Source organism: Candidatus Sordicultor fermentans, from assembly GCF_012728195.1.
Classification (GTDB): domain Bacteria; phylum Atribacterota; class Atribacteria; order Atribacterales; family Caldatribacteriaceae; genus Sordicultor; species Sordicultor fermentans.
Genome location: NZ_JAAYFP010000089.1, coordinates 1 through 22,739, shown reverse-complemented (window position 1 = coordinate 22,739; position 22,739 = coordinate 1). Strand labels below are relative to the sequence as shown.

19 protein-coding genes, 2 tRNA genes, 1 other RNA gene, 1 pseudogene and 1 other annotated feature are annotated in these 22,739 nt (G+C 43.8%); of the genes and pseudogenes, 8 read left to right on the top strand and 15 right to left on the bottom strand.

Annotation, left to right across the window (positions count from 1 at the left end):
- Nucleotides 1-164: 164 nt before the first annotated feature.
- The 6 genes from GXZ17_RS04120 to GXZ17_RS04095 all read left to right on the top strand — a co-directional run bounded on the left by GXZ17_RS04120 (nucleotide 165) and on the right by GXZ17_RS04095 (nucleotide 6,620).
- Nucleotides 165-1,313 carry a substrate-binding domain-containing protein gene (locus GXZ17_RS04120; protein WP_409376019.1) on the top strand — a complete coding sequence of 383 codons (1,149 nt, stop codon included), beginning with the start codon at nucleotides 165-167 and terminating at the stop codon, nucleotides 1,311-1,313.
- 68 nt (nucleotides 1,314-1,381) lie between these two features.
- Nucleotides 1,382-2,518, top strand: a complete 1,137-nt coding sequence (locus GXZ17_RS04115; protein WP_409376018.1) for an aldose epimerase family protein — start codon at nucleotides 1,382-1,384, stop codon at nucleotides 2,516-2,518.
- A gap of 55 nt (nucleotides 2,519-2,573) precedes the next feature.
- On the top strand, nucleotides 2,574-3,662 hold the full coding sequence (locus tag GXZ17_RS04110) for a uroporphyrinogen decarboxylase family protein (protein ID WP_409376017.1): 1,089 nt from the start codon (nucleotides 2,574-2,576) through the stop codon (nucleotides 3,660-3,662).
- Nucleotides 3,663-3,763: 101 nt separating this feature from the next.
- Entirely contained in the window at nucleotides 3,764-4,756 is a 993-nt protein-coding gene (locus GXZ17_RS04105; RefSeq protein ID WP_409376016.1) for a substrate-binding domain-containing protein, read from the top strand.
- A complete protein-coding gene (locus tag GXZ17_RS04100) occupies nucleotides 4,757-5,590 on the top strand; it encodes an ATP-binding cassette domain-containing protein (protein ID WP_409376015.1) in 834 nt (277 codons plus the stop codon).
- A gap of 124 nt (nucleotides 5,591-5,714) precedes the next feature.
- Nucleotides 5,715-6,620, top strand: a complete 906-nt coding sequence (locus tag GXZ17_RS04095) for an ABC transporter permease (RefSeq protein ID WP_409376014.1) — start codon at nucleotides 5,715-5,717, stop codon at nucleotides 6,618-6,620.
- 46 nt (nucleotides 6,621-6,666) lie between these two features.
- On the opposite strand, the gene rnpB is transcribed toward GXZ17_RS04095, so the two are convergent.
- The 15 genes and pseudogenes from rnpB to GXZ17_RS04020 all read right to left on the bottom strand — a co-directional run.
- Nucleotides 6,667-7,006, bottom strand: an RNA gene (gene rnpB, locus GXZ17_RS04090) — RNase P RNA component class A.
- Nucleotides 7,000-7,446, bottom strand: a complete 447-nt coding sequence (locus tag GXZ17_RS04085) for a ribonuclease HI family protein (RefSeq protein WP_409376013.1) — start codon at nucleotides 7,444-7,446, stop codon at nucleotides 7,000-7,002. The genes rnpB and GXZ17_RS04085 overlap by 7 nt, the downstream gene beginning before the upstream one ends.
- Nucleotides 7,421-8,125, bottom strand: coding sequence for a zinc ribbon domain-containing protein (locus GXZ17_RS04080; RefSeq protein WP_409376012.1), 705 nt, complete (start codon nucleotides 8,123-8,125; stop codon nucleotides 7,421-7,423). The genes GXZ17_RS04085 and GXZ17_RS04080 overlap by 26 nt, the downstream gene beginning before the upstream one ends.
- Nucleotides 8,118-9,218 carry a Nif3-like dinuclear metal center hexameric protein gene (locus tag GXZ17_RS04075; protein WP_409376011.1) on the bottom strand — a complete coding sequence of 367 codons (1,101 nt, stop codon included), beginning with the start codon at nucleotides 9,216-9,218 and terminating at the stop codon, nucleotides 8,118-8,120. The genes GXZ17_RS04080 and GXZ17_RS04075 overlap by 8 nt, the downstream gene beginning before the upstream one ends.
- A 20-nt stretch (nucleotides 9,219-9,238) precedes the next feature.
- Nucleotides 9,239-9,313 (bottom strand) — tRNA-Ile (locus tag GXZ17_RS04070).
- Nucleotides 9,314-9,593: 280 nt separating this feature from the next.
- Nucleotides 9,594-9,681: transfer RNA gene (locus tag GXZ17_RS04065), tRNA-Ser, on the bottom strand.
- A 40-nt stretch (nucleotides 9,682-9,721) separates the two neighbouring features.
- Complete coding sequence (locus GXZ17_RS04060) at nucleotides 9,722-10,474, bottom strand: Gfo/Idh/MocA family protein (protein WP_409376010.1); 753 nt, start codon at nucleotides 10,472-10,474, stop codon at nucleotides 9,722-9,724.
- Nucleotides 10,475-10,508: 34 nt separating this feature from the next.
- Nucleotides 10,509-10,820: a Gfo/Idh/MocA family protein gene (locus GXZ17_RS04055; protein ID WP_409376009.1), complete on the bottom strand. Its 312-nt coding sequence runs from the start codon at nucleotides 10,818-10,820 to the stop codon at nucleotides 10,509-10,511.
- 3 nt (nucleotides 10,821-10,823) lie between these two features.
- Complete coding sequence (gene serS / locus GXZ17_RS04050; RefSeq protein WP_409376008.1) at nucleotides 10,824-12,107, bottom strand: serine--tRNA ligase; 1,284 nt, start codon at nucleotides 12,105-12,107, stop codon at nucleotides 10,824-10,826.
- A gap of 13 nt (nucleotides 12,108-12,120) precedes the next feature.
- Complete coding sequence (locus GXZ17_RS04045) at nucleotides 12,121-13,578, bottom strand: RtcB family protein (protein ID WP_409376007.1); 1,458 nt, start codon at nucleotides 13,576-13,578, stop codon at nucleotides 12,121-12,123.
- A 17-nt stretch (nucleotides 13,579-13,595) separates the two neighbouring features.
- Nucleotides 13,596-14,015, bottom strand: a complete 420-nt coding sequence (locus GXZ17_RS04040) for an archease (RefSeq protein ID WP_409376006.1) — start codon at nucleotides 14,013-14,015, stop codon at nucleotides 13,596-13,598.
- Between the two features lie 9 nt (nucleotides 14,016-14,024).
- The gene (locus GXZ17_RS04035) at nucleotides 14,025-14,975 is read right to left on the bottom strand and encodes a hydroxyacid dehydrogenase (RefSeq protein ID WP_409376005.1); all 951 of its coding nucleotides are present in this window, start codon (nucleotides 14,973-14,975) and stop codon (nucleotides 14,025-14,027) included.
- Nucleotides 14,968-16,119 carry a pyridoxal-phosphate-dependent aminotransferase family protein gene (locus GXZ17_RS04030; RefSeq protein WP_409376004.1) on the bottom strand — a complete coding sequence of 384 codons (1,152 nt, stop codon included), beginning with the start codon at nucleotides 16,117-16,119 and terminating at the stop codon, nucleotides 14,968-14,970. Before GXZ17_RS04030 ends, GXZ17_RS04035 begins: the two co-directional genes overlap by 8 nt.
- Before the next feature lie 48 nt (nucleotides 16,120-16,167).
- Nucleotides 16,168-16,373, bottom strand: a binding site (T-box leader).
- Between the two features lie 205 nt (nucleotides 16,374-16,578).
- Entirely contained in the window at nucleotides 16,579-17,067 is a 489-nt protein-coding gene (locus GXZ17_RS04025) for a ferritin-like domain-containing protein (RefSeq protein ID WP_409376003.1), read from the bottom strand.
- Nucleotides 17,068-17,723: 656 nt separating this feature from the next.
- A pseudogene (locus GXZ17_RS04020) lies at nucleotides 17,724-17,978 on the bottom strand (transposase); the annotation flags it as partial.
- Nucleotides 17,979-18,975: 997 nt separating this feature from the next.
- Between GXZ17_RS04020 and GXZ17_RS04015 the strand changes: the two are divergent.
- Together GXZ17_RS04015 and GXZ17_RS04010 are read left to right on the top strand one after the other, a co-directional pair.
- Nucleotides 18,976-20,760 carry an ABC transporter ATP-binding protein gene (locus GXZ17_RS04015; protein ID WP_409376002.1) on the top strand — a complete coding sequence of 595 codons (1,785 nt, stop codon included), beginning with the start codon at nucleotides 18,976-18,978 and terminating at the stop codon, nucleotides 20,758-20,760.
- Complete coding sequence (locus GXZ17_RS04010) at nucleotides 20,748-22,535, top strand: ABC transporter ATP-binding protein (RefSeq protein WP_409376001.1); 1,788 nt, start codon at nucleotides 20,748-20,750, stop codon at nucleotides 22,533-22,535. Before GXZ17_RS04015 ends, GXZ17_RS04010 begins: the two co-directional genes overlap by 13 nt.
- The last annotated feature ends 204 nt before the right edge of the window (nucleotides 22,536-22,739 follow it).

Sequence of the window (22,739 nt, the reverse complement as noted above, 5' to 3'; positions counted from 1 at the left end):
GTATAGAGGTTGCCGTGGTTTTTGCAGTTAACTGTGGCGGACGGGAAAACAAAGGGACTTTGTAACATACCGACCTTTTCCGTAGCGTAGTGATAAAAGAATTTGACAGATTTTTAGGATAGTGTTATTATTTTGGAGTAAAAATTTATCTTAAGGATTACAGTGTGAGAAAAAAAGTTACAATCAAGGACATAGCTCAAGAACTAAATGTTTCAGTAGCTACTGTGAGCCGGGCCTTAAACGGTGAAAAAGGAGTTAGTCCTGATTTACGGAAAAAGATTATAATAAAGGCTCAAAATATGGGCTATTTCCGCTGGCCCTCTCTTAATCTATTAAATGGAGAGTCTAAAAATATGGTAGTTATTTTCCCCGAGAATGATTACTTCTGGGAAAGAGTTGAGAAAGGTGTCGAGGACGCCCAGGAATTATTACAGCACTTTGGGATAGAGATAAAAGTTTTTCGCACTGCCGGCCACAATTTGACTCAGCAAAACCAGTTGTTGGAAAATATTCTGCAAAAAGGAAACATAGATGGTTTAGCCCTCGTTCCCGCTGATTTTACCCAGTTAGATTACTTCATTAACGCTTTTTATCTCCAGAATGTAGCGGTGGCTACTTTTAATGTGGATGCACCTTTGAGCAAGAGGCTTTTCTATGTAGGGCAAAACTTGAATCAGGCAGGCAAAGCAACAGGAAGAATATTTAATAATCTCTTGAACGATAAAGAAGGGAAAATTAGCATCTTGACCAGTAACAAAAGAGCCCCTTCCCATATGGGTCGATGGCAAGGATTAATCGATTTTGTCCACAAGAAGGGCCTTCCTTTGGATGTTTCTCAGGTAGTGGAGGCCAAAGATGACGAAGAGGCTTATCAAATTACTAAAGATAAGCTCCTCGAAGAAAAAGATTTACTGGGTATTTTTGTTTCTACCGCTTTTGGCAATATAGGAGTGGGAAAAGCTTTAAAAGAAAAAGGGAAAAAAGATCTGGTGGTGGTAGGTAACGACCTGGGAGAGGGATGGATTCCCTACATCAAAGAAGGAATCATTGATTGCTGTCTTTTTCAGGCTCCTTATCTGCAAGGATATTTAACTCTGGTGTTTTTGGCTAAGTTCCTGCTATTTGAAGAAAATCCTCCCAACAAAAACATTTTTCTTCCCATTATTCCCGTTTTTTCCGAAAATCTGGATGGAGACCTTTTGAGCTTTGAACAATGCGTAACAAGGCATGCTTCTTTAAGTTATCAGTTTTCAGAGAAAGACACCAGGGAGGAATTTTCGTTGTCTATTGCTGAACAAAAGGAGGTGAGGTAGGAAAGTTAACTATATTCTGGGTTTTAGCTTGTGCAAAGTTAAAATGCTTTAAAGGAGGAAAGTAGATCATGAAGAAGATAGTCAGTTTGTTAGTGGTTTTGTTACTGGTGTGGGGGGTTAGTGCCGTGGCTTTTGCTGGAGAAGTGGAAAAGTCTTTCTGGGGAAACACAAAAGAAGGAGCACCTATATACCTTTATACTCTCACAAATGACAATGGAGTTATGGTGCAGTTGACCAACTACGGGGCTACAGTAGTATCTCTTTATGTCCCGGATAAAGAAGGCAACTTAGGTGATGTAGTGTTAGGTTTCGATAGTGTATCCGATTATGAGAAACCGGACCCTTATAATCCTTATTTTGGTGCTACAATAGGGCGCTATGGTAACCGAATCGCCGGTGGCCAATTTACTCTGGATGAGAAAACTTATACTCTGGCGCAGAATAATGGTCCTAACCATTTGCACGGAGGCTTAAAAGGATTTAAGGACCAGATATTTGAAGGTATTCCTATGAAAACTCCTGAAGGCCCGGCAGTCCGGTTTAAATATTTGAGCCATGATGGAGAAGAAGGATATCCGGGCAACTTGCAGGTGAGCGTTACTTTTACATTAACTGACGATAACGAATTGAAAATAAAATATCTGGCCACCACCGATAAACCTACAGTAGTTAATTTAACCAATCATAGTTATTTCAACCTTGCCGGAGAAGGTTCAGGTGATATCTTAGACCACGAGCTAATGATTGTGGCCGATAACTATACGCCTGCCGATGATACGCTTATTCCTACAGGAATTGCTCCAGTAGCGGGAACTCCTCTTGATTTTACCACTCCCCACAAAATAGGAGAGCGGATTGGGGAGTTGATTCGGGAAGAGGGCGATGATCCTTTTAGAGGTTATGATCACAACTTTGTGCTCAATAACCAGACCGGAGAGTTGGCTTTAGCTGCTCGAGCAAAAGAATCCAGCACTGGCCGGGTAATGGAAGTTTACACTACTGAACCTGGAGTGCAGCTTTACACTGGAAATTGGGTGAACACTCGGGGGAAAGAGGGCAAGCTCTATGGACAATTTTCCGGTTTTTGCCTGGAGACTCAGCACTATCCTGATTCTCCTAATCATCCCGACTTCCCCTCCACGGTTTTAAGACCGGGTGAAGTTTATTCTACAGTAACTATTTACAAGTTTTTGGTGGAAGAATAGGTCAAATCCTCCTCCCCTGCCCCATGAGGCAGGGGAGGAATGGAGGAGAGGTGGGATGAACTCCAGGGAAAGAGTGAAAATTGCTCTCGAGCATCGTGAACCAGACCGGGTGCCGGTTACAGCCAGTTTTACTCCTGAATTTGCCCAGCGCCTGCGAAACTATTTTGGCTTACCTTCTCACTTTTCCAATCCTCATGGAGGAGAAATTCACGATTTAGAAGAAACTCTGGGATTGGATATAATTCAGTATGCAGTAGGGATAGGTAACTCTTTCTACGCTTCAGAGGAGAGGGAATACATCTGCGATTGGGGAATAAGATGGCGGCAGGTAGAATATGAAACTCCCTTTGGAGTGGGTCACTATACTGAAATAGCTGAACATCCTTTAGCTTGTGATAAGCTCTACCAGTATGTTCCTCCCGACCCTTACCGAGAGGAGCTTTACACTCCTTTAGGAAGGGTGATGGAAAAATATGGTGAGAAATATTTTATACTGGGAGTTACGGTATGCACTATTTTTGAGGCTGCCTGGTATTTGCGGGGGATGGATCAATTACTTATGGATATGATAGAGGATGAAGAAAAAGCCAATTATGTTCTGGATATCCCTTTTCATTTTCACTTAGAGGCGGCTAAAAGGCTGGTGGAAATGGGAGTTGATGGTATCTGGTTGGGAGACGATGTGGGTTCGCAGAAGGGGATGTTAATTTCTCCGGAGTTGTGGCGAAAATACTTGAAACCCCGAATGGCTACCATCTGCCGGGAATTAAAAAATATCAATCCCCATCTAAAAATCGCTTATCATAGCGATGGAAATATTTACCCCATTATTCCTGAATTAATAGAAATAGGTATAGACGTTCTCAACCCTGTGCAGCCCCGGGCCATGGACCCCGCTTTTTTGAAAGAGCGCTATGGAAACAAGCTCTCTTTCTGGGGGACTATTGATGAGCAACACACTCTTCCTTTTGGAACCACAGAAGAAGTAGAAAAAGAAACCCGGGAAAGACTGAAAGTGATGGCTCCGGGAGGAGGTTTTATTATTTCTCCCACCCATCACGTGCAGTTGGATACTCCTCTCGAGAATTTCCTTACTTTTTTAGAAACGGTCAAAAAATATGGTTACTATCCCCTCAGTTTTTAGGGTAAAATAATAGTGAAGGAGGTGAAGGTTTTTAAATTTTTCGGGGAGTTAAAAATAGCTTTAAGTAGTTTATATTTAAAATCTAAAAGGAGGTTTAACTCATGAAAAGAACTCGTTGGTTAGTGGTGTTTCTGGTGATAGGTTTACTGGTATTGGGTAGTAGTTTTGCTTTTGCCGAGGGCAAGAGATTTGAAGGGATTAAAGTGCGTTTCTTCTGCGGAGGCGCTCCAGGAGATCCCTTTGCCAGCGTAGTTTATAAAGGGGCTCAGTTTGCCGAAGAAGACCTGGGATGCACTGTGGAATATGTCTTTTCCGGTTGGGATCCGGAGAGAATGGTGGTCCAGTTCAAAGAAGCAGTAGCTTCCGATGTGGATGGTATTGCCATCATGGGGCACCCCGGTGATGATGCTCTGGAAACTCATATCGATGAAGCTTTCAGCAAAGGCATCATAGTGACTTCTCAAAATACCACCCTTCCCCGGGCGGAAGAAAAGTATAAAGCTCGCGGATTTGGCTATGTAGGGCAGGAGCTTTATGAATCAGGAGTTACCCTGGGTAAGGGATGTGTGGAGATGTTTGATTTAAAATCTGGAGATCGAGCTATGGTTTGGGGGTTGCTCTCTCAACCCACTCGAGGATTAAGAACCAAGGGAGTCATCGATGCTCTGGAAGAAGCAGGACTAACGGTAGACTACATAGAAATTTCTCCTGAGGTCAATGCCGATGCTCCTTTAGGAGTTCCGATTTTTACCGGTTATGTCTCTTCTCATCCTGATGTAAAATTGGTAGTTACCGACCATGGTTCTTTAACTGCTACTTTGCAGACTTTCTGCCAGGCTGCCGGTTTAGGACCGGATGATGTGGTAGGAGCTGGTTTTGACCTTTCATCTGCTACTTTGGAAGCTATTCGAAGTGGATATACCGATTTGGTTCTGGACCAGCAGCAATTTCTACAAGGCTATCTTCCCGTTTTGCAGCTGTGCATGACCATCAAGTATAAGTTTTCCGGACTTCACATTGACACCGGGTCAGGCTTGGTCCATGCTGGAAACGTGGAAGAAATTGCTCCTTTAGTAGAGGAGGGAATCAGATAATTGGCTGACCCATCTGAAGTTCTGGTTAAAATGGTAAATATTTGTAAATCTTTTGGGCATGTAGAGGTATTGCGAGACGTTAACTTTGAAGTAGGGTACAATGAAGTAGTGGGTCTTTTAGGAGACAACGGAGCTGGTAAATCTACCTTGATTAAGATTTTGACCGGAGTCCACCGTCCTGACCGGGGAGAGATCTACTGGAAAGGGCAGAAACTGGAAGATTACTCAGTTGCCAAAGCTCGAGAGCTGGGGATTGAGACTGTCTTTCAAGAAAGGGCCCTGTGTGAGCAGCATACTATATGGAGAAACATATTTATGGGAAGAGAAATAACCAAACCTGGGGGACTTATTGATATCCAGAGAGAAAGAGAAGAAACAGAAAGAATCATGAAAGAGCTTATGGGCTTCACTTCTTCTGCTCTCTCGGTAGATTCTGAAGTAAGAGGCCTCTCGGGGGGAGAAAAGCAAGGAGTAGCTATTGCCCGAGCTCTGCATTTCCAGGCCGACCTTATCATCCTGGATGAGCCTACCACCGGTCTTTCTCTTTCTGAGACACAGAAGGTGCTGAATTTTGTGGAAGATATCAAGAGACAGGGAAAATCTGCTATATTTATTACCCACAACATTTATCACGTTTATCCGGTGGCTGACCGCATAGTGATTCTGGATCGGGGTAGGGTGGTGGGTGAGTTCCAAAAAGCAGAGGTTACTCTCGAGGAATTGGTAGATAAATTATACCTGGTGGCTCAGACGGGAAGCCTTAATAATCGGGGAGAGGGGTCTTCACCTTCAGCTCCAGAAGGAAACAATGATCTTCAATCTCTCATGCCTTAAAGAAATTTGGATCTTTAACCTAGAACAGTTAGAACAAAGTTTTTAATATAAGGGTAGAGAAAGAACTTTTCAGATAATTCTTTCTCTACCCCTAAAATTCTGGATTATAGTAGGGGGATTCTTGATGAAAACGGAGCAAAGCTTTTTTTCTCGGCATCGGCTACAAGTTAGTGTTATGTTGGTTTTTCTGGGGGTTTTAGTCCTTTTTATTGTCGGTAGTCCTCAGACCTTTCTTTCTCCTAACATCTACTATGCTTTTATGTCCAATATCCCCTTTTTTGGTATTTTAGCGCTCTCTTTGACGCTGGTGGTAATATGCGGGGAGATGGACCTTTCTTTTCCCTCCATCATGGGGTTTGCCGGATATGTGTTTACTGTGGCTTTTCATGGTACTCAAAGTGTAGGATTGGCCTTGCTGATTTCTGTCCTGGTAGGATTGGGAGCAGGGTTGATGAACGGTTTGTTGATAGTAAAGTTAGACCTTCCTTCTCTCGTGGTGACCATTGGTACTCAATTCTTCTGGGCTGGTGTTACCCAGGTTTTAAGTGGAGGACTGGGAAAAACTTTAGTTCCTACCAAAGCCAGTCCATTGTATCCAGTGCTCGTGGGTAGAATTGGAGGGAAACTGCCAGCTCAGATGCTCTGGATGGCGGCTATTGCTTTTATACTCTGGTTAATTTTGAATCATCACCGCTTTGGAGCTCATATTTATTTTACCGGTGACAATCCTCAAAGTGCCCGAGTCATGGGAGTTAATGTGGATCGGGTAAGAATGTTCGTTTTTACCCAAATGGGGGGTTTCGCTGCTTTTGCTGGAGTGTTGGCCAGTTTGGAAGTAGTTTATTTTTGGCCTACTCTGGGGCAAGGGTACATGTTAAAAACCATGGCAGCCGTATTTCTGGGAGGAACTCCAGTAACCGGAGGAGTGGGAACGATTTTTGGTACTTTTATGGGCTCTATAATCATCGGCATGTTGGAAGCAGGAATCATTGCTATGGGCATGACCGGATTCTGGACTCAACTGGTGTAGGGTTTAATAATTGTGGTCTCTGTGGCTATGTATTCGGTTATGGGGAGGAGAAAGTAGGCCTGTAAGCCGAGTTCTGTATTCCCCGCAGGGAACAACAACCATCTGTCTGGGGGGTTAGTTACCTAACCCCTCAAGCGGCCAACCCGAAGGTCAGCGAGCCACCTCATCCCTTCCTATTTGGCCTTGCTCCGGGTAGGGTTTGCCAAGCGCGCCAGTCACCTGGCGCCTGGTGAGCTCTTACCTCACCTTTTCACCCTTACCTTTTTCGGCGGTATCTTTTCTGTGGCACTTTCCGGGAGTCACCTCCCCTGGGCGTTACCCAGTACCCTGCTCTATGGAGCTCGGACTTTCCTCAGGATTTCTCCCGCGGTTGTCCGGCCTACTTTCTCCCTATTTTAAAACTCAATTTCTGAGTTAATATTTCCGAAGCCAGACGGTCAGCTTTTTGATTTTCTTCCCGGGGTATGTGGAAAATCTCAAAATGGCCGAGTTTGTGGATTTTTCTCTGTGCTTCTTGATAAAGAGGAAGCAAGCGAGAAGACTTTACCTGATATAGATGGTTTATTTGTTTTACAAGGAGCTGGCTATCGGAGAAAACTCGAAGTTTTTTTCCCCCTCGCTCTAAAACCTGATCCAGCACTGCAAGCAGAGCTCGATATTCTGCTTCATTGTTGGTGGCGATCCCGATTCGGGCAGCGGTTTCCATGATGATAGTTCCCTCTTCATTGCCCAATATAAAAGCATAAGAGCTCTCTCCGGGGTTTCCTTTAGATGCTCCATCGATGAAAGCGATGAGCTCTTTACTTTCGGTTAAGGAATCGACCACAGTTGGGGCACCGTACTAATTCTTCTCCCTTACGCACAGCTTTAACCGCAGCTAATGGGATGGTTAGGTTGCATCCTTCGCAGGTTTCTCCACTTAAATAAGTGACCGGGTCAGGGAATTTTCTTCTCAATTCTTCATAAGTGGAAACTATTTCCTGGGATAGAGAAGCGATTATTTTTTCTCTTTCTCTTTCCTTTTCTGAAATTGATTTTCTTATGGTTTCTAATTCTTCCTGCAACTGATTGAGCAAGAGGAGAAGGTTCTTCTCTTTTTGGGAATAAAATTGGGTCTTTTCCTGAATTTCTTCCTGTAATTCTTCAGCGTTTTCTAAAGAAGTGATAACGCTATCTTCTAAGGAGCTTTTACTTTCTTCTAATTTTTCCATTGTTTTTTCCCACTGAGACAGTTCTTTGGGAGAGCTGATTTCCCCGCTGTAGAGTTTATTTTTGGCGGCTTTTAATTTTTCTTCCAGCTCTTTCAACTCCAGCTCTTCCCGGGCTAACTGGAGGCGTGCTTTTTCAAAATTATGTTTCTTCTCTTCCAGGTTGGCTTTTAGTTCTTCTAATTGCTTATTAATATCGACTATTTCTTCTTCTTTTTTGATTATTTTTCTCTTCTCGCTGTCTATTTTGAGGTCGATATCCTGTAAAGCCAGAAGGGTCTCTAAAATTTCACTCATTTCTTTTTTCCTCGGTTTCAAAATTTAACTCTACTTTTAATCCTTGTTTATCAACTTCCTCTTTCAGATATTTATATATTTCCTTTAAAGCTTTTCTTTCTCCTTCCTCGTGAGGAATAGAGTAATAAGTTATACCCCACAGGTTTAGCCTGGCTATATCATGATGGGAGAGGTCTCCGCTCAAAAAAGCTTGAGGTTTTTCTTTTATCACTCTCTCTAAAAGACTTTTCCCGCTTCCAGGGCAAAGAGCTATCTTTCGGTAGTGGATGGGAAAATCAATGTCGGGATAGTGAGCTACCAGAGGAAAAGCAAGAGAGATTCTCTTTTCTAACTCTTCCTGGGAAACGGGGGAAGAGAGAGTAACCATCCTTCCTAAACCCGTGTCTCCGGAGGAAAAAAGAGGGTAGACATCAACAACTGGTTGCTCATAGGGATGAGAAGAAAAAATGTTTTCTACCACCTGAGGCAAAAAACTCTCTTCCACGTTGACCTCTATCCTGATTTCTTCTGCCTCTTCTCTTTCTCCCACTTTTCCCAAAAAAGGGTGAGCTCCTTCTTGAGGTCGAAAAGTTCCTTTTCCGGAGAGAAGAAAACTACATTCTTCATAGTTGCCTATTTTCCCCCCTCCAGAAGAAAAACAGGCCTCTAGTACTTTATCTCGGTGAGAAGGAGGGACAAAAGTAACCACTTTAAATTGCCGAAGGGAATGGGGTTCGAGAGGTTGTATTTTTCCCTCCAGAGATAAAATCTTTATCCACTGTTCGGCCAGGCCATTTTTAGCACTATCTAAGTTGGTATGATGGGCAAGGATGGAAACTTTTTGGTGATAAAGCTCTCCTAACATAGATAGCCACGGGTCATCAATGGAAAGAGAAGTAATAGGCTCCCAGATGGGTGGGTGATGAAGATAGAGAAAATCATAGTTTTCTGTTATCGCTTGACGAAATACCCGGGGATTTAGCTCTAAAGCTACCAGTATTTTTTCTACCTGGTCTTGCCCTTTAATTTGCAAACCAGTGGGATCAGAAGGGAAAGCAAGAGAGGAAGGAAAAATCGCTTCCAGGAAGCCAATTACAGTTTCTAATCTTTCCATCTTCTCTCCATCAAATAGAATGGTGGGCCCACCCGGATTCGAACCAGGGACCGACCGGTTATGAGCCGGCTGCTCTACCGCTGAGCTATGGGCCCTCAAGGCGAAATAAATATTAGCATATTATTGCTTTCTTATCAAGCTTTGCCCAGGATAGGATAAAAATACATATTTAACCACCAGGTCTTTGCAATCTCGCTTCCCTTTTGTTTTTGTAACTACCGAGAGATGTTTTTCTCTTCCGGTAGTTTTCATGTCGATAGCTTTTTGTTTACGCTCTGAGGGGTTATGGGGGGGGATTTATCCCCTTTATAAGTTCTTTTTATCTCACGCTGCAGGATATTCTTTTTATTGGTAGGTTGGTAGGAGGTTTTCTGCTGGCGGAGGGGGCGGGACTCGAACCCGCATCGCCTTTCGGCTTACCGGTTTTCAAGACCGGCTCCTTGCCAATTCGGGACACCCCTCCCCGTTTCCTTGTTTATTATACTTTAAAAGAAGAGCTTTCTTCAACCCCCGGACATGGAATGATAGGCATCTTCGATAAATTTCTGTACTTTTATTCCATCCTCTAAAGTAGCTCCCCGGGCATCTCTTCCGGCAAAGCGCAGTAGAAAGTCATGAGCACAAGCCATGTGGGCATTTATCCACCCCAGGGGGAATTTTCCCGGAAGGGCAAAAGGAGGAGGGAATTGAGAAATAGTTTCCAGTGCCTTAAACCCTCTGTTTCCTCCCAGGGGAGAAGCCTTATCTTTTAGGTCGTAAATCTCAAGATAATTGGGTTGCATAGAATTATACCGGATAGCGCCTTTCCTTCCCTCTATTTCTAATCTCAGCTCATCAGCACTCCCTGTGGATATCCGGCTACTTTCTATGCTTCCTTCACCACCATCTGCTAGGTCAAAAAGAACCAAAGACCAGTCATCTACTTTTACATCTCTCCCATTTCTCTCGGGGATAAAAGTCTTTCCCCAGGAAGCTTTGATGTTTGCTTCTTCTCCTGTTAAATAGAATAAGAGATCCACAAGATGAGAGCCTAAATCCAGAAGTGCCCCTCCACCGGATAATTCCTCATCCAGACGCCAGCTCCAGGGACGCTCTACATCTAAGTAGCCGGAGTGAAGATACAAAGCTCGGAACCGGAGAATTTCTCCTAAGAACCCTTCCTGAATCAACTCTTTAGTCCGCCAAAGGGCCGGAACAAAGCGATTCTGAAAAACCACTCCCAGGAGAACATTTTCTTCTTTTACCACTTCCTCCATTGCCAGGGCTCCTTTTAAATTAGAGGAGAGAGGTTTAATCGCAGTAAATAGCTTTCTTAGCGCGAGCCGCTTTGTTTACTGCCTCCTGGTGCAGGACGTTGGGAAGGGCAACTACCACGATATCGATATCCTCTCGATTGATTAGCTCAGAAAAAGAAGAAGTGACAAAAGCAACGCCGGTCTCTTCTTTGACTTTCTGGGCAGTTTCAGGACGAGAGGTGGCTATTCCTCGAATTTCAGGAAGGCAGGGAAGGTCATGATAACAATAAGGAATGCAAGAGAAAGCGAGGGTATGAACCCGACCGATAAAACCAAACCCCACTATGCCTATTCCTATTTTCTCCATTTATCAAGCCTCAAATTGGGGGGTTATAGATTTTAGTCCCCTGAGATAAGGCCGGAGAGCTTCGGGAATGGTCACTGTCCCATCTTCTTCCTGGTAATTTTCCAGGATGGCTACCAGAGTTCTACCCACTGCCAATCCCGAACCATTTAGAGTGTGCACATAGCGCACTTTGCCTCCCTGGTCGCGAAAGCGGATATTGGCTCTCCGGGCCTGGAAATCTTCAAAATTACTGCAAGAAGAAATTTCCCGGTATCTATTTTGAGAAGGAATCCATACCTCAATATCATAGGTTTTGCTGGCGGAAAAACCCAGATCACCGGTACACAATACCACCACCCGATAGGGAAGATTGAGAATTTGCAACACTTCTTCGGCATCCTGAAGAAGTGTCTCCAGCTCTTCATAGGAGTTTTCAGGAAGAGCGAACTTCACCAACTCTACTTTGTTAAACTGGTGTTGACGGATTAAGCCTCTCACATCTTTTCCATAAGAGCCTGCTTCTCTTCGAAAACAGGCACTATAAGCCACGTAATATAAGGGAAGCTCTTCTTCCCGGAGGATTTCTTCGGCGTGTAAATTGGTAACCGGGACTTCTGCCGTGGGTATGAGGTGAAGGTCATCCTGACAATGATAAAGGTCTTCATAAAATTTGGGAAGCTGCCCGGTGCCAATTAAAGATTTGGTGTTAACTAAAAAAGGAGGAAATATTTCCCGGTAGTGGTGTTTTTGGGTGTGGAGGTCTAACATAAAGTTAGTGAGTGCTCGCTCCAGGAATGCTCCCTCGCCTTTTAATACGGTAAAGCGAGAAGAGGCAATTTTTGCTCCTCGCTCAAAATCCAGAATATCCAATCCTTCCCCAATTTCCCAGTGAGGACGGGGGGTAAAGGAAAAATGTCGCGGCTCTCCCCACTGTTTTACTTCTTGGTTGTCATTTTCATCTTTTCCTACTGGGACTGTGGGATGAGGAATGTTGGGGAGGAAGAGCAGTTTCTCCCTCCATTTTTCCTCTGCTTCCCGGAGTTTTTCCTCTTCTTCTTTTATTTTTCCCGCTATTTTTTCCCCTTCCTGAAGTGCATCTTGAGGGTCTTTGCCCTCTCTTTTCAGGGAAGCTATCAGCCGGGAAATCTCGTTTCTCTTCTGGCGCAAGATATCTACTTCTCGCTGTGCAGCACGTCTTTCTTCATCCCAGGAGAAAAGCTCCTCCAGAAACCCGGAATCCATTCCCCTTTTTTGCAGAGCTTCTTCCACAGATTCTTTGTTTTCTTTTATCCATTTCCAATCTAACATTTTATTTTTCCTCTCATCCTTTGATTACTCCTAAGGGGCGGGCATAAACCACTTTTTTTGAAATTCCCGCTCTTTCCACCACTTCTACTACTTCTCCTACATCTTTGTACGCTTCCGGGATTTCTTCTCGCAAAGTGGCTTTACTTTCCGCTTGAACTAAAACTCCTCGCTCTTTTAACTCATTAGCTATGTTTCTTCCTCTAGAGCGCCGGTCGGCTTCGGAGCGGCTCATCACTCTACCTGCCCCGTGACAGGTGGAGCCGAAAGTTTCTTGCATGGCTAACTCTGTTCCCACGAGAATATAGGAGCCCGTTCCCATGTCTCCAGGAATTAAAACTGGCTGACCCACCTCTCGATAGCGAGGAGGAAGAGCAGGACTGCCGGCACTGAAAGCCCGGGTGGCGCCTTTTCGGTGAACGCAGAGCTTCATCTTTTGTCCTTCCACTTCGTGCTCTTCCCACTTGGCAATATTGTGAGCCACATCATATAGAGTAAACATTCCTAAACTGGCAGCCGATTTCTGAAAAACTTGCTCGAAAATTTCTCGCACCCAGTGGGTGATGAGTTGACGATTAGCCCAGGCGAAGTTGGCACTGCAGGCCATAGCCGAAAAATATCTTCTTCCTTCTGGAGAATCACAGGGTGCGCAAGCCAATTGGCGGTCGGGAACTTTTATGTCATAACGGTTCATGGCTTTTTGCATTTCTTCCAGATAATCAGTGCATACCTGGTGTCCTAAACCCCGGCTTCCGGTATGTACCATAATGATTACCTGCCCGGGAAAAAGCCCAAAAACCTCTGCTAAATCAGGACGAAAAACTCGCTCTACCACTTCTAACTCTAAAAAGTGGTTTCCCGAACCCAGGCTTCCTAATTGGCCTTTTCCCCGTTCTCGAGCTTTGCTGCTCACTGTCTCCGGGTCTGCGCCTTCCATAGCTCCCCTTTCTTCTATGTTTTCTTCATCCTCTTTAAATCCAAAACCCCGGCTGATGATGTAGCGTGCTCCTTTTTCCAGAACTTTTTCTAACTCGGGGATGGAGAAGGAGAGTTTGCCTTTGGAACCTACTCCCGAGGGGATATTAGTAAAAAGAAGGGAAAGGAGTTTCTCAAGATGTGGCCTTACCTCTTCTTCGGTGAGGTTGGTTTTTATCACCCGCACTCCACAGTTGATATCAAAACCTACTCCTCCAGGAGAAATGACTCCCCCCTTCTCCTGGGTAGCTGCCACTCCGCCAATTGGGAAACCATATCCCCAGTGAATATCGGGCATGGCTAAAGAGCGTCCCACAATTCCCGGAAGACAGGCTACGTTGGCCACCTGCTCCGGTGCCTGATCTTTGCGAATGGCAGAAATCATCTTTTCACTGGCATAAATCATGCCGTCGGTGAGCATCCCCTTTTTGTAGCTGCGGGGAATTAGCCACCGCCAATCGTCGACTTTTTGCAATGGTCCTTTCCAGGCCTCAGCCATGGTATAAGTCCTCCTTTTCAAATATCAAAATAAACTTGGGCTCGCCAGAGCTGGGGTCTTATTTCTTCTACCTTTACCTCGTAATAGGTACAGGCTTTGACTACCCGCTGAACGTGGTGTTTTTGAGTATCGAGAGGCTCTCCTTCTACTTGGGCTTTGAGGTAATATTGTCCTAATTCTTGAATGTTAAACTCTTTCAATAGTACTTCCTCAGCTTCAAAAAGGTAAAGAAGCTCGTTGAGCCAGGTGACCAGTAGATCTTCATAATCACTTCCTTCCACTTCTACCTGGGTAGTAAATCCTCCGTTCACTTCCTCTACATTGCAGATGAGAGAAAACATTCCCAGAGCGGCATTGGCAAATACCTCTTCTTTGGTCTCTCCCCAGGCTACTAATCCCACATCAGCGGTATGGTCTAAAATTTCAAATTTATTCATTTCTATCCCTCAAGAGCCTAAAGGAGCTGTCTCTTTGATGTGAAATATTTCTTTAATTTTTCTAACCAGAATTTCTGTGGCGTTCGAAAAAGCTTCTTCCGTACTTCCCCCGATGTGAGGAGTGCAAATCAAATTGGGGAGAGAGAGGAGCTCCTGGTCCATAGGAGGCTCCACCTCGTAAACGTCTAACGCTGCTCCTCCCAGATATCCTTCCTCTAGTGCTTTTCCCAAGGCTTTCTGGTTTATAACTTTCCCTCGAGAGGTGTTTATGAGATATGCTCCCTTTTTCATTTTGTGTAAAACTTCTTCAGAAAACATTCCCTCTGTTTCCTGATTAAGAACTACATGTATGGACACGATGTCGCTTTGCTCCAGCAGCTCTTCTAATCGCGTAATCCTTTTTATTCCTCTTTTGGTAAATTCCTCATCAGGAACGTAGGGGTCATAGGCCAGGACTTCAGCTCGTAGAACTTTAACTATTTCCGCTACTCGCCGACCGATGCCTCCGAATCCTATTATTCCCCAGGTTTTACCTTCTATTGTTTTTCCTGTGTATTCTCCCTTTAACCATTTTCCTTCCTTCAGGGAATGGCAGGTAGGATAGATATAGTGCAGAAGGGCGATAGCCAGCCCGATGGTGAGTTCTGCTACGCTGGAAGCAGAAGCCTCCGGGGTGTTGACCACTTTGATACCTCGCTCTTCACAGGCTTTGCGGTCGATGTTGTCCGTTCCCACTCCCGGTCGAGCTATCACTTTTAGTTGAGGAGCATTCTGAATAATGTGAGCGGTAACTTTCGGTTTGGAGCGAACAACAAAGACCTGCTTATCTTGAATAGCTTTTATGATTTCTTCCTCGCTATCGGAGGATAGAACTTCTACCGGGCCTATTTCTTGTTCTAACCTTTCTACCATTTCTTTAGGAATTCCTGCTGCTCCCAAAATTTTGATTTTTTCACTCATTATCATACACCTCCCAAACTCGGGTTAAGCTTTTAGCTAAATCCACCGCCACTCCCTGAGCTTTTAAGGCTCTACCCAGAGTGGCAATTATATTAGCAATATCGAAAGCACAAAAACAATCTGAATGTTCTATTAAAATTATTTTTCCCTGAAGTTTAGCCTCGCCTCCTATTGTTGTTATTCCTTCTTCCTTGAGGAAAGAAGTGATTTGTTCTGCTTCTACCTCTTCTTGAACTTTTATAGCGGTAACCGAGGGAGAAGCAATATATTCATCTTTTACCAGTAACTCTAAGCCTAAAGCTTCTATTCCCCGCCTTAACATCTGGGAGAGTTTTTGCCGGCGGGAAAAAATATTCTCCAAACCCTCTTTTTTGATTGTCTGCACAGTTTCATCCAGACCGAAAAGGAAGGATACCGGAATACAGGGACTTTCTGGAGTAGGGTGGTGGAAATATTTTCGCGTCTGAGCCAAATCCCAGTAGTAACGAGGACAACGAGCTTTGGCATTATATTTCCAGGCTTTATCATTTACGCTGAAAAGGGAAAGATAAGGATCTGGAGCTATCAGGTTTTTCGGGGAAGCAACCACTACATCTACTCCCCATTCATCGGTTTTTAAATCAACAACTCCTAAAGAATTCAGGGCATCTACTAAAAAGAGGAGATGGTGTTTCTGACACACTTTCCCTAACCTTTCGATATCAGCTACTACTCCGGTGGAAATTTCATTATGGGTAATGAAAACTCCTTTTATGTCTTTTCCTGCCTCACTTCGCAAGAGAAGCTCCACATCCGGGGCAGTTATTACCTCACCCCGTTCACTTCCCAGGCGAAGCACCTGAAGGCCGAACCGTTCTGCAATCTGAGCCCATCGATTTCCGCTCTCTCCCATTATTCCGAATAGTACTTTATCCTGAGGAGAGAAAAAGTTAACCACTGCTCCCTCTAAAGCGCCAGTTTCTCCCCCGGGAAGGATCAAAACTTCGTTCTTGGTTTGAAAAACATCCTGCAAACCCCCCGTTACCCTCCCGAGGAGTGCTTTAAAAGCTTCATCCTGGTAACAGGTGATTTTCTGCGCTCTACCTTGAAACGCCCTCCGGGGGGTTGGGGTAGAGCAGGGAGCTATCAAAAAAGGTGTTTTCACTACGTTTCTCCTTCCTCGCTTTATAGTATATAACAAAAAACTCTCGCCCCCAGGGGCGAGAGTTTCTCGCTGTGCCACCCTCATTCGGTGGTTTTATCCACCCTCGTTTATTTAACGCTTAAGGCGGAGGGAATTACTTGTTTTCCTTCCCTCGGCTCCAGAGCGGATTCAGGAAGAAGAAATACCGGCTTCCACATAACCCGGCTTTCTGTTATTTCTCCTTTCCCCCTACTACTCTCTTTCTCAGCCGTTTCTTATTCTGAATGTACAAGTAATATAGCACACCCCAGGGTAAAGTCAAGAAGGGAGAGGCTGCTTTTCTGACACTATCATCTTTGGATTAAAAAACCCCCAGGTGAGAAAAAAGTGGTTTACAACTCTGATAACTTTTGGAGGCTACATGAGGAGGGTTATCTAAAAAAAGAAGGGGTCAAAACCCCTTCTTTTTTTAGGCCTTGCTTACAGTCCCAGTAAAGTTTCAATTTCTTCTTCGTGGTGCATCTCTTCTCCCATTATGTGCCGGATGAGATGTGTAGTGACAGGGTCTTTGGTTTGAGAAGACTGTAGGAATTTCATGAGGTCATCATAAACTCCTATGGCTCCTTGCTCTGCCACGTGTACTGCTTTCAGTATTCCCACATAATCGGATCTGTCTTCAGGTATATCTATTTTGGGATAATTCGCGTTTTTGGTAATAGCATCCCAGTCATCCAGCGGTTCTCCTCCCAGCTGGATAATTCGTTCGGCTAGTTCTTCTGAGTGTTCGAGCTCTTCTTGGGCGATTTCCTCCAGCTGATCGGCGATTGTATTGGCATGGATACCTTTGACCAATAGAGCTGCGGTTTTGTAATAAAAGTAGGCTATTAGCTCGTCTGCGTAGGCTTTGTTGAGCAATCTAATTAGCTCGTCGGCAATGTCTTTAACTAACTCCCTTGTTTTTTGTGCCATTCAGATCCCTCCCTCTTAAATGTTTTATTGAATTACGCTCACTATACTACAAACCCATTTTAGCCTAATCCGACTCTTGATGTCAAACGCTAACTGGAGGCTGTTTGAAAAACAGACAGCCCACGGTGTAAGCGAAAAACATGAAGGACAAAAAGTAAGAGAGCAAAAACCACTGAGGAAAGAACATTTTCCTCAGTGCTCGCGGCACCCCTCTTTTTCGTCACTCTGAATGTATTTATCAGGAGTCCATGTTATTAAGGACAAAAGTATGTGGATTTCCGATAGAAAGTTTTTAAAATGACGGAAGGGGGAGGGTTCCTTTTCTCATTTCAAAAAGCAAGGTACATTGTACTAAAACTCGGGATTACCACCGGACGGCCTGCGGCGTAAAATTAAAAAAGCTTGAAAGACGAAGATTGCCGGGAGAAAAGTCCTCTCTCAGCGAAAAGGCGAACTCGCATTAACTGTGATAGATGTCACGATGCAGATGACAAGAATCTCCATCTCTGGGAGAGAAAATTCTTGTCAGAGAGTATTATCTCTTACCATGGCATTTATGATAGCAAGAAGCTTCCTCATGCGAGAGTTTAGTTACTTTAGAGGCTTTTTCTTTCTCTATAAGTGTTCATGAAATTCTCTAATTACCGGGTTACACCTTATGGCTGAAAGGGTATTAAGAAAGCATATTCAGCTATGAGATGAGCATCTGTAGCATCAGTTTTAGCTAGCCTCTCTGAGACTCGAGGTAGGCCCTTACTTCTGGTGGGGCTGACTACTGACATAGGGGAATTTTGAGAGGATGAAACCGCTACTAAAGGCCTTTCATATCCTTCTCTCCTTTCACTAATTAAGGAAGGATTTATCTTCTGGAGAGCAAGAAGGAGCTTCTCTATTCCTTCTCCGGTATTAGGGAATGTGGTGGATTTCTTTGAACCATAAACTTATGGATGTCTGATTAAAGATTTCAGGCATAGTCAAGTCCCCTTTTTGCCGTAGAAGTGGGCGGTTTCCTCATCATCTCAACAGTTCTCATAGTCTTTCTTTCCCGGCCTTGAGCTTGAGGAGGACTTTCTATTTTCCCGAGCACATAAGATGGCTCAGAGCTATCACTTGCTGGTAATTATATCCAGCCTGTCAATTTTGGCGGTATTTATTTTCCTACCCCCTTAGCTTTAAATTTAGCTAGGTTCTTTTTTTAAAATAATTTGTTTTTGTGTTGATTCGGACTTTTATTATATTTGGTCATAGACTAAAATGTAAGGGACCTCTTGAGCTGGAAAGAAGAGCAAGCTGTATTTATCCTGTAGATGTACAGGATGGAGAGAGTAAGGAAATGGGTAGTATTATTATGATGCAGCACTAAAGGTTAGTATAACAAAAGAGGTACTGAATGAGGGGAGACTATGTAAAGAGTATCCAGGTGAGTACACAGATACGCCCCGACCAGATAATAAGGCAGAAGAAATAACTATTTAAGGAACTACCATTGATATTTAGTGATAAGAAAGCGAGGCTGAACATTAAGGAACTGGAAAGAGGACCACGTTATAGAAACAGACAATAAGGAAAAGCATAAAATGATAGAGCTAATGAATACCGAAATAATAATACATAGACAATTTGAACTTATGGAACCTCCTTGCTCTTCCTGTTGCTGTGGGTAGTAAAAGAGGGTGAGGATTATAATCTACTTCTTATGAAAATCAGTAGAGATGGCAGAGATTGGCTATTTGATAGTATTTTCGCAGAGAGGCTTCGCAAATCCTCTGAACCCGGAACCCCTCCGGGAAGCGCACTCAGGGCCGGGGGGGAGAAAAGAAAAACAAACAGGCTGGAACAATTTACCTTAAAAATCTCTTTTTGTCTTGACGTCGGGATCTACCAATGATGTAAGAAGAGGGCAGGTTTATGGATGTTTTTAAGCGGTTGTGGACTTATGTACGACCTTATAAATTACAGTTTATACTGACTACTATTGTCCTTCTGGCTGCGGTAGGGGTGGGTATGGTTGGCCCCTACCTGACAGGATTATTGATAGACAGAGTCATAAGAGCCGGAGAACTTGACTTATTGCGGTTATTAACTGTGGGTCTTGTGACAGCAAGTGTTGTGGGATCTGTACTGCAATATACCCACGGCTATTCCTTTGAGGACCTTTCTCAAAAAGTCATTTATTCTATTCGCCATGATATGTATAATCATCTTCAACAAGCCTCTTTTTCCTTTTATGATGAGGCACATACAGGTGAGCTTATGTCGCGCCTGACTGGTGACCTGGAGGGGGTACGGGTCTTTATGGTGGGAGGTTTTCCCATGCTGGTATCTAGCATGGTAACCTTTGTAGGTGTGACTATTGTTCTTTTTAATATGAATGCTAAGCTAACCCTGGTATGTCTATCTTTTTCGCCACTTTTGGCTATAACGGCTGTAAGCTTTGAAAAAAAGGTAAAGCAAGCACATAGCGATATACGCCACCAGATGGCAGCCTTCAACCGCTTTCTCCAGGAGAACATAACCGGCATACGAGTGGTGAAAGCTTTTGCTCGTGAGAAATACGAAATAGAGCGGTTTCGAGCTGAGAATAGTAAGGTCTATGAAAAAAACATGATAGCAGGATTGCTGAACGGCCGTTTTGGACCACTGCTTGAATTTTTAAGCAGCATGAGTGTGGTGGCACTGGTATCCTATGGTGGATGGTTAGTAATGAGAGGGGAAATGACTGTGGGCATATTGGTAGCCTTTAACGGTTATCTCTGGTCTTTAATATGGCCTATGCGCCAGCTGGGAATGTTACTCAACCTGACTGGATGGGCCATATCCTCGGGTCAGCGAATATTCAATCTTCTGGATACAAATGTTTCGATGCCAGTCAAGCCAAATGCCTATAAACCGGATAAAGTGCGAGGCGATGTACGTTTTGATAGGGTAACTTTTAAGTATGGGGGGGATATAGTGCTTGAAGATATAAATATAGATGCTCCGGCGGGCAAAAAAGTGGCTATAATGGGTGCCACCGGAGCAGGTAAGACCTCTATAGTAAACTTGATATGTCGTTTCTATGATCCTCAAAAAGGACGGGTTCTGGTAGATGGTGTGGATGTAAGAGACTGGGACTTAAAAACATTGCGCCGCAATGTATCGGTGGTCATGCAAGAAACATTTCTGTTCTCTGATACCATAGCTAATAATATAGCCTATGGTAATGATAATGCATCAATGGATGAGATTGTAGCGGCAGCTAAAGCAGCTCGTGCTCATGATTTCATAATGGAGATGCCTCAGGGCTATGACACGATAGTAGGTGAACGAGGAGTGGGTTTGTCAGGAGGTCAGAAACAACGTATAGCCATCGCCCGGGCATTACTCATAAATGCGCCTGTGTTGATACTGGATGATGCCACATCCAACGTGGATATGGAAACTGAGCACGAGATACAGCAGGCACTCAAACGCCTTATGGTGGGCCGTACTACGTTTATTATAGCCCACCGCATCTCGGCAGTAAAAGACGCTGATGAGATTATCGTTCTGGAGAAAGGCCGTATAGTTGAACGTGGTAGCCATGATCAACTGCTCCAAGCTAGAGGTTTTTATTATGAGATATTTAAAGAGCAATATAAGGACCTGGTGGCAGAAAACGTTGCTCCAGAGTTAGTGACTGATGATGAGGATGAGGTATTATGGCTAGGGTAAATAGATTTTTTGATGACGAACCACTCCGTAGGCCATTCAACAAAGATCAATTTATTCGTCTGTTAGGATATCTGGGTCCTTTTAGAAAACACTTGCTTGCGGCTTTCATGCTTATGCTGGTAGCAACGCTATTTGGGTTAGCCGGCCCTTACATAATAAAGTTGGCCATAGATAATTACATAGCCGCCGGTGATATAAAGGGCATGATTTACCTTACTCTGGTATTTGCTGCTCTTACTGTGGCCATTTACTTTATAAACCGCAAGCGTGTTACTATGATGACCGGTATGGGTCAGCGCATGTTATATAACATGCGTATGGATTTATTTCAGCACATAGAGGGTCTGTCGTTTACCTTTTTTGACAGCCGACCAGCAGGTAAAATCATGATGCGGTTGGTAAATGATGTTAATTCTCTAAACGACCTTCTGACCAATGGTCTCATCAACGTGATCAATGATTTTATAATGTTAATAGCTATAATCGTTATCATGTTCAGTATGAATGTGCGTCTTACACTGGTATCGTTTCTCCTGTTGCCGGCTCTTGTGGCAATAATGTTTGGTCTGCGCAGTGTTATAAGGGAACGCTGGCAGATAGTGCGGCAGAAGAACTCCAATATGAACGCTTATTTGCAAGAAAACATATCAGGTATGCGTGTTACTCAGGCCTTTGTGCAGGAAGACGTGAATGAGAAGATATTTTTAGAGTTGAATGGTGATATAAAAACAGCTCACATGAACGCTATACGGGTCAATAACGCTTTCTGGCCTCTTTTAAATATTATGGGAGCAGTGGGTAATGCGCTGGTGTTTGTGGTAGGAGTTGGTATGGTAACGAGAGGAGAAGTAACTGTGGGTACGCTGGTGGCGTTCACCAGTTATATAGGCCGATTCTGGATGCCGCTTTCCACCATGAGTAACTTCTACAATCAGCTTCTCATAGCTATGGCGTCAGCTGAGCGCATATTTGAAATACTGGATACTGAACCCGAGGTTGCTGATAAACCAGACGCTATCGTACTTCCACCTATAAAAGGGCATGTGGAATTCGACCATGTCTATTTTTACTATGAACCAGATAAGCCAGTACTGAGAGATGTAAGTTTTGTGGTTCAGCCTGGAGAGAATATAGCATTAGTAGGACCAACTGGCGCGGGCAAGTCTACTATAATAAATCTCCTGGCTCGTTTCTACGATGTAACAGGAGGAAGGGTATTGATAGACGGATTCGATGTCCGGGACGTAACGCTGGAGTCGCTTCGTAGTCAGCTGGGTATAGTGTTGCAGGATACTTTCCTTTTTTCTGGTACTATAATGGATAACATCCGCTATGGTAAGTTAGACGCAACGGATGAAGAAGTAATAGCAGCAGCTAAAGCAGTATGTGCTGATGATTTCATAAGGGAATTTAAAAATGGTTATTTTACTGAAGTTAAAGAACGAGGTTCCAGACTGTCGGTGGGACAACGTCAACTTATATCTTTTGCTCGTGCACTCCTGGCTAACCCGCGTATACTTATATTGGATGAAGCTACTTCAAGCATAGATACACATACTGAACGCCTGGTACAAATGGGGTTGGAGCGCCTGCTGGAAGGGCGCACTTCGTTCATCATAGCTCACCGGCTATCTACTATACGCAATGCTGATCGAATAATGGTAGTGGATGAAGGGCAAATAAAGGAATCAGGTACTCACGAAGAGTTAATGGCCACAGGTGGTATATACCGGGAGCTGTATACATCGCAGTTTAAATGGTTACTGGCAGGATGACAACTAAGGACCTCTCAAAAATCATTTTAGAGTAGAATTATGCAACTTGAAGAGAGACAACCCCTAAACCCCTTATTAAGAAAAATAAGTTAGCTTATACCCAAACTGAGAAACTTCTCTCTTTTTGACCCTTTTAACCCCTAGAACCCTTGATAAATTTACATTCTATTTCTCTGTTTCTTGTCTTTTTCTTATTTTGTAGTG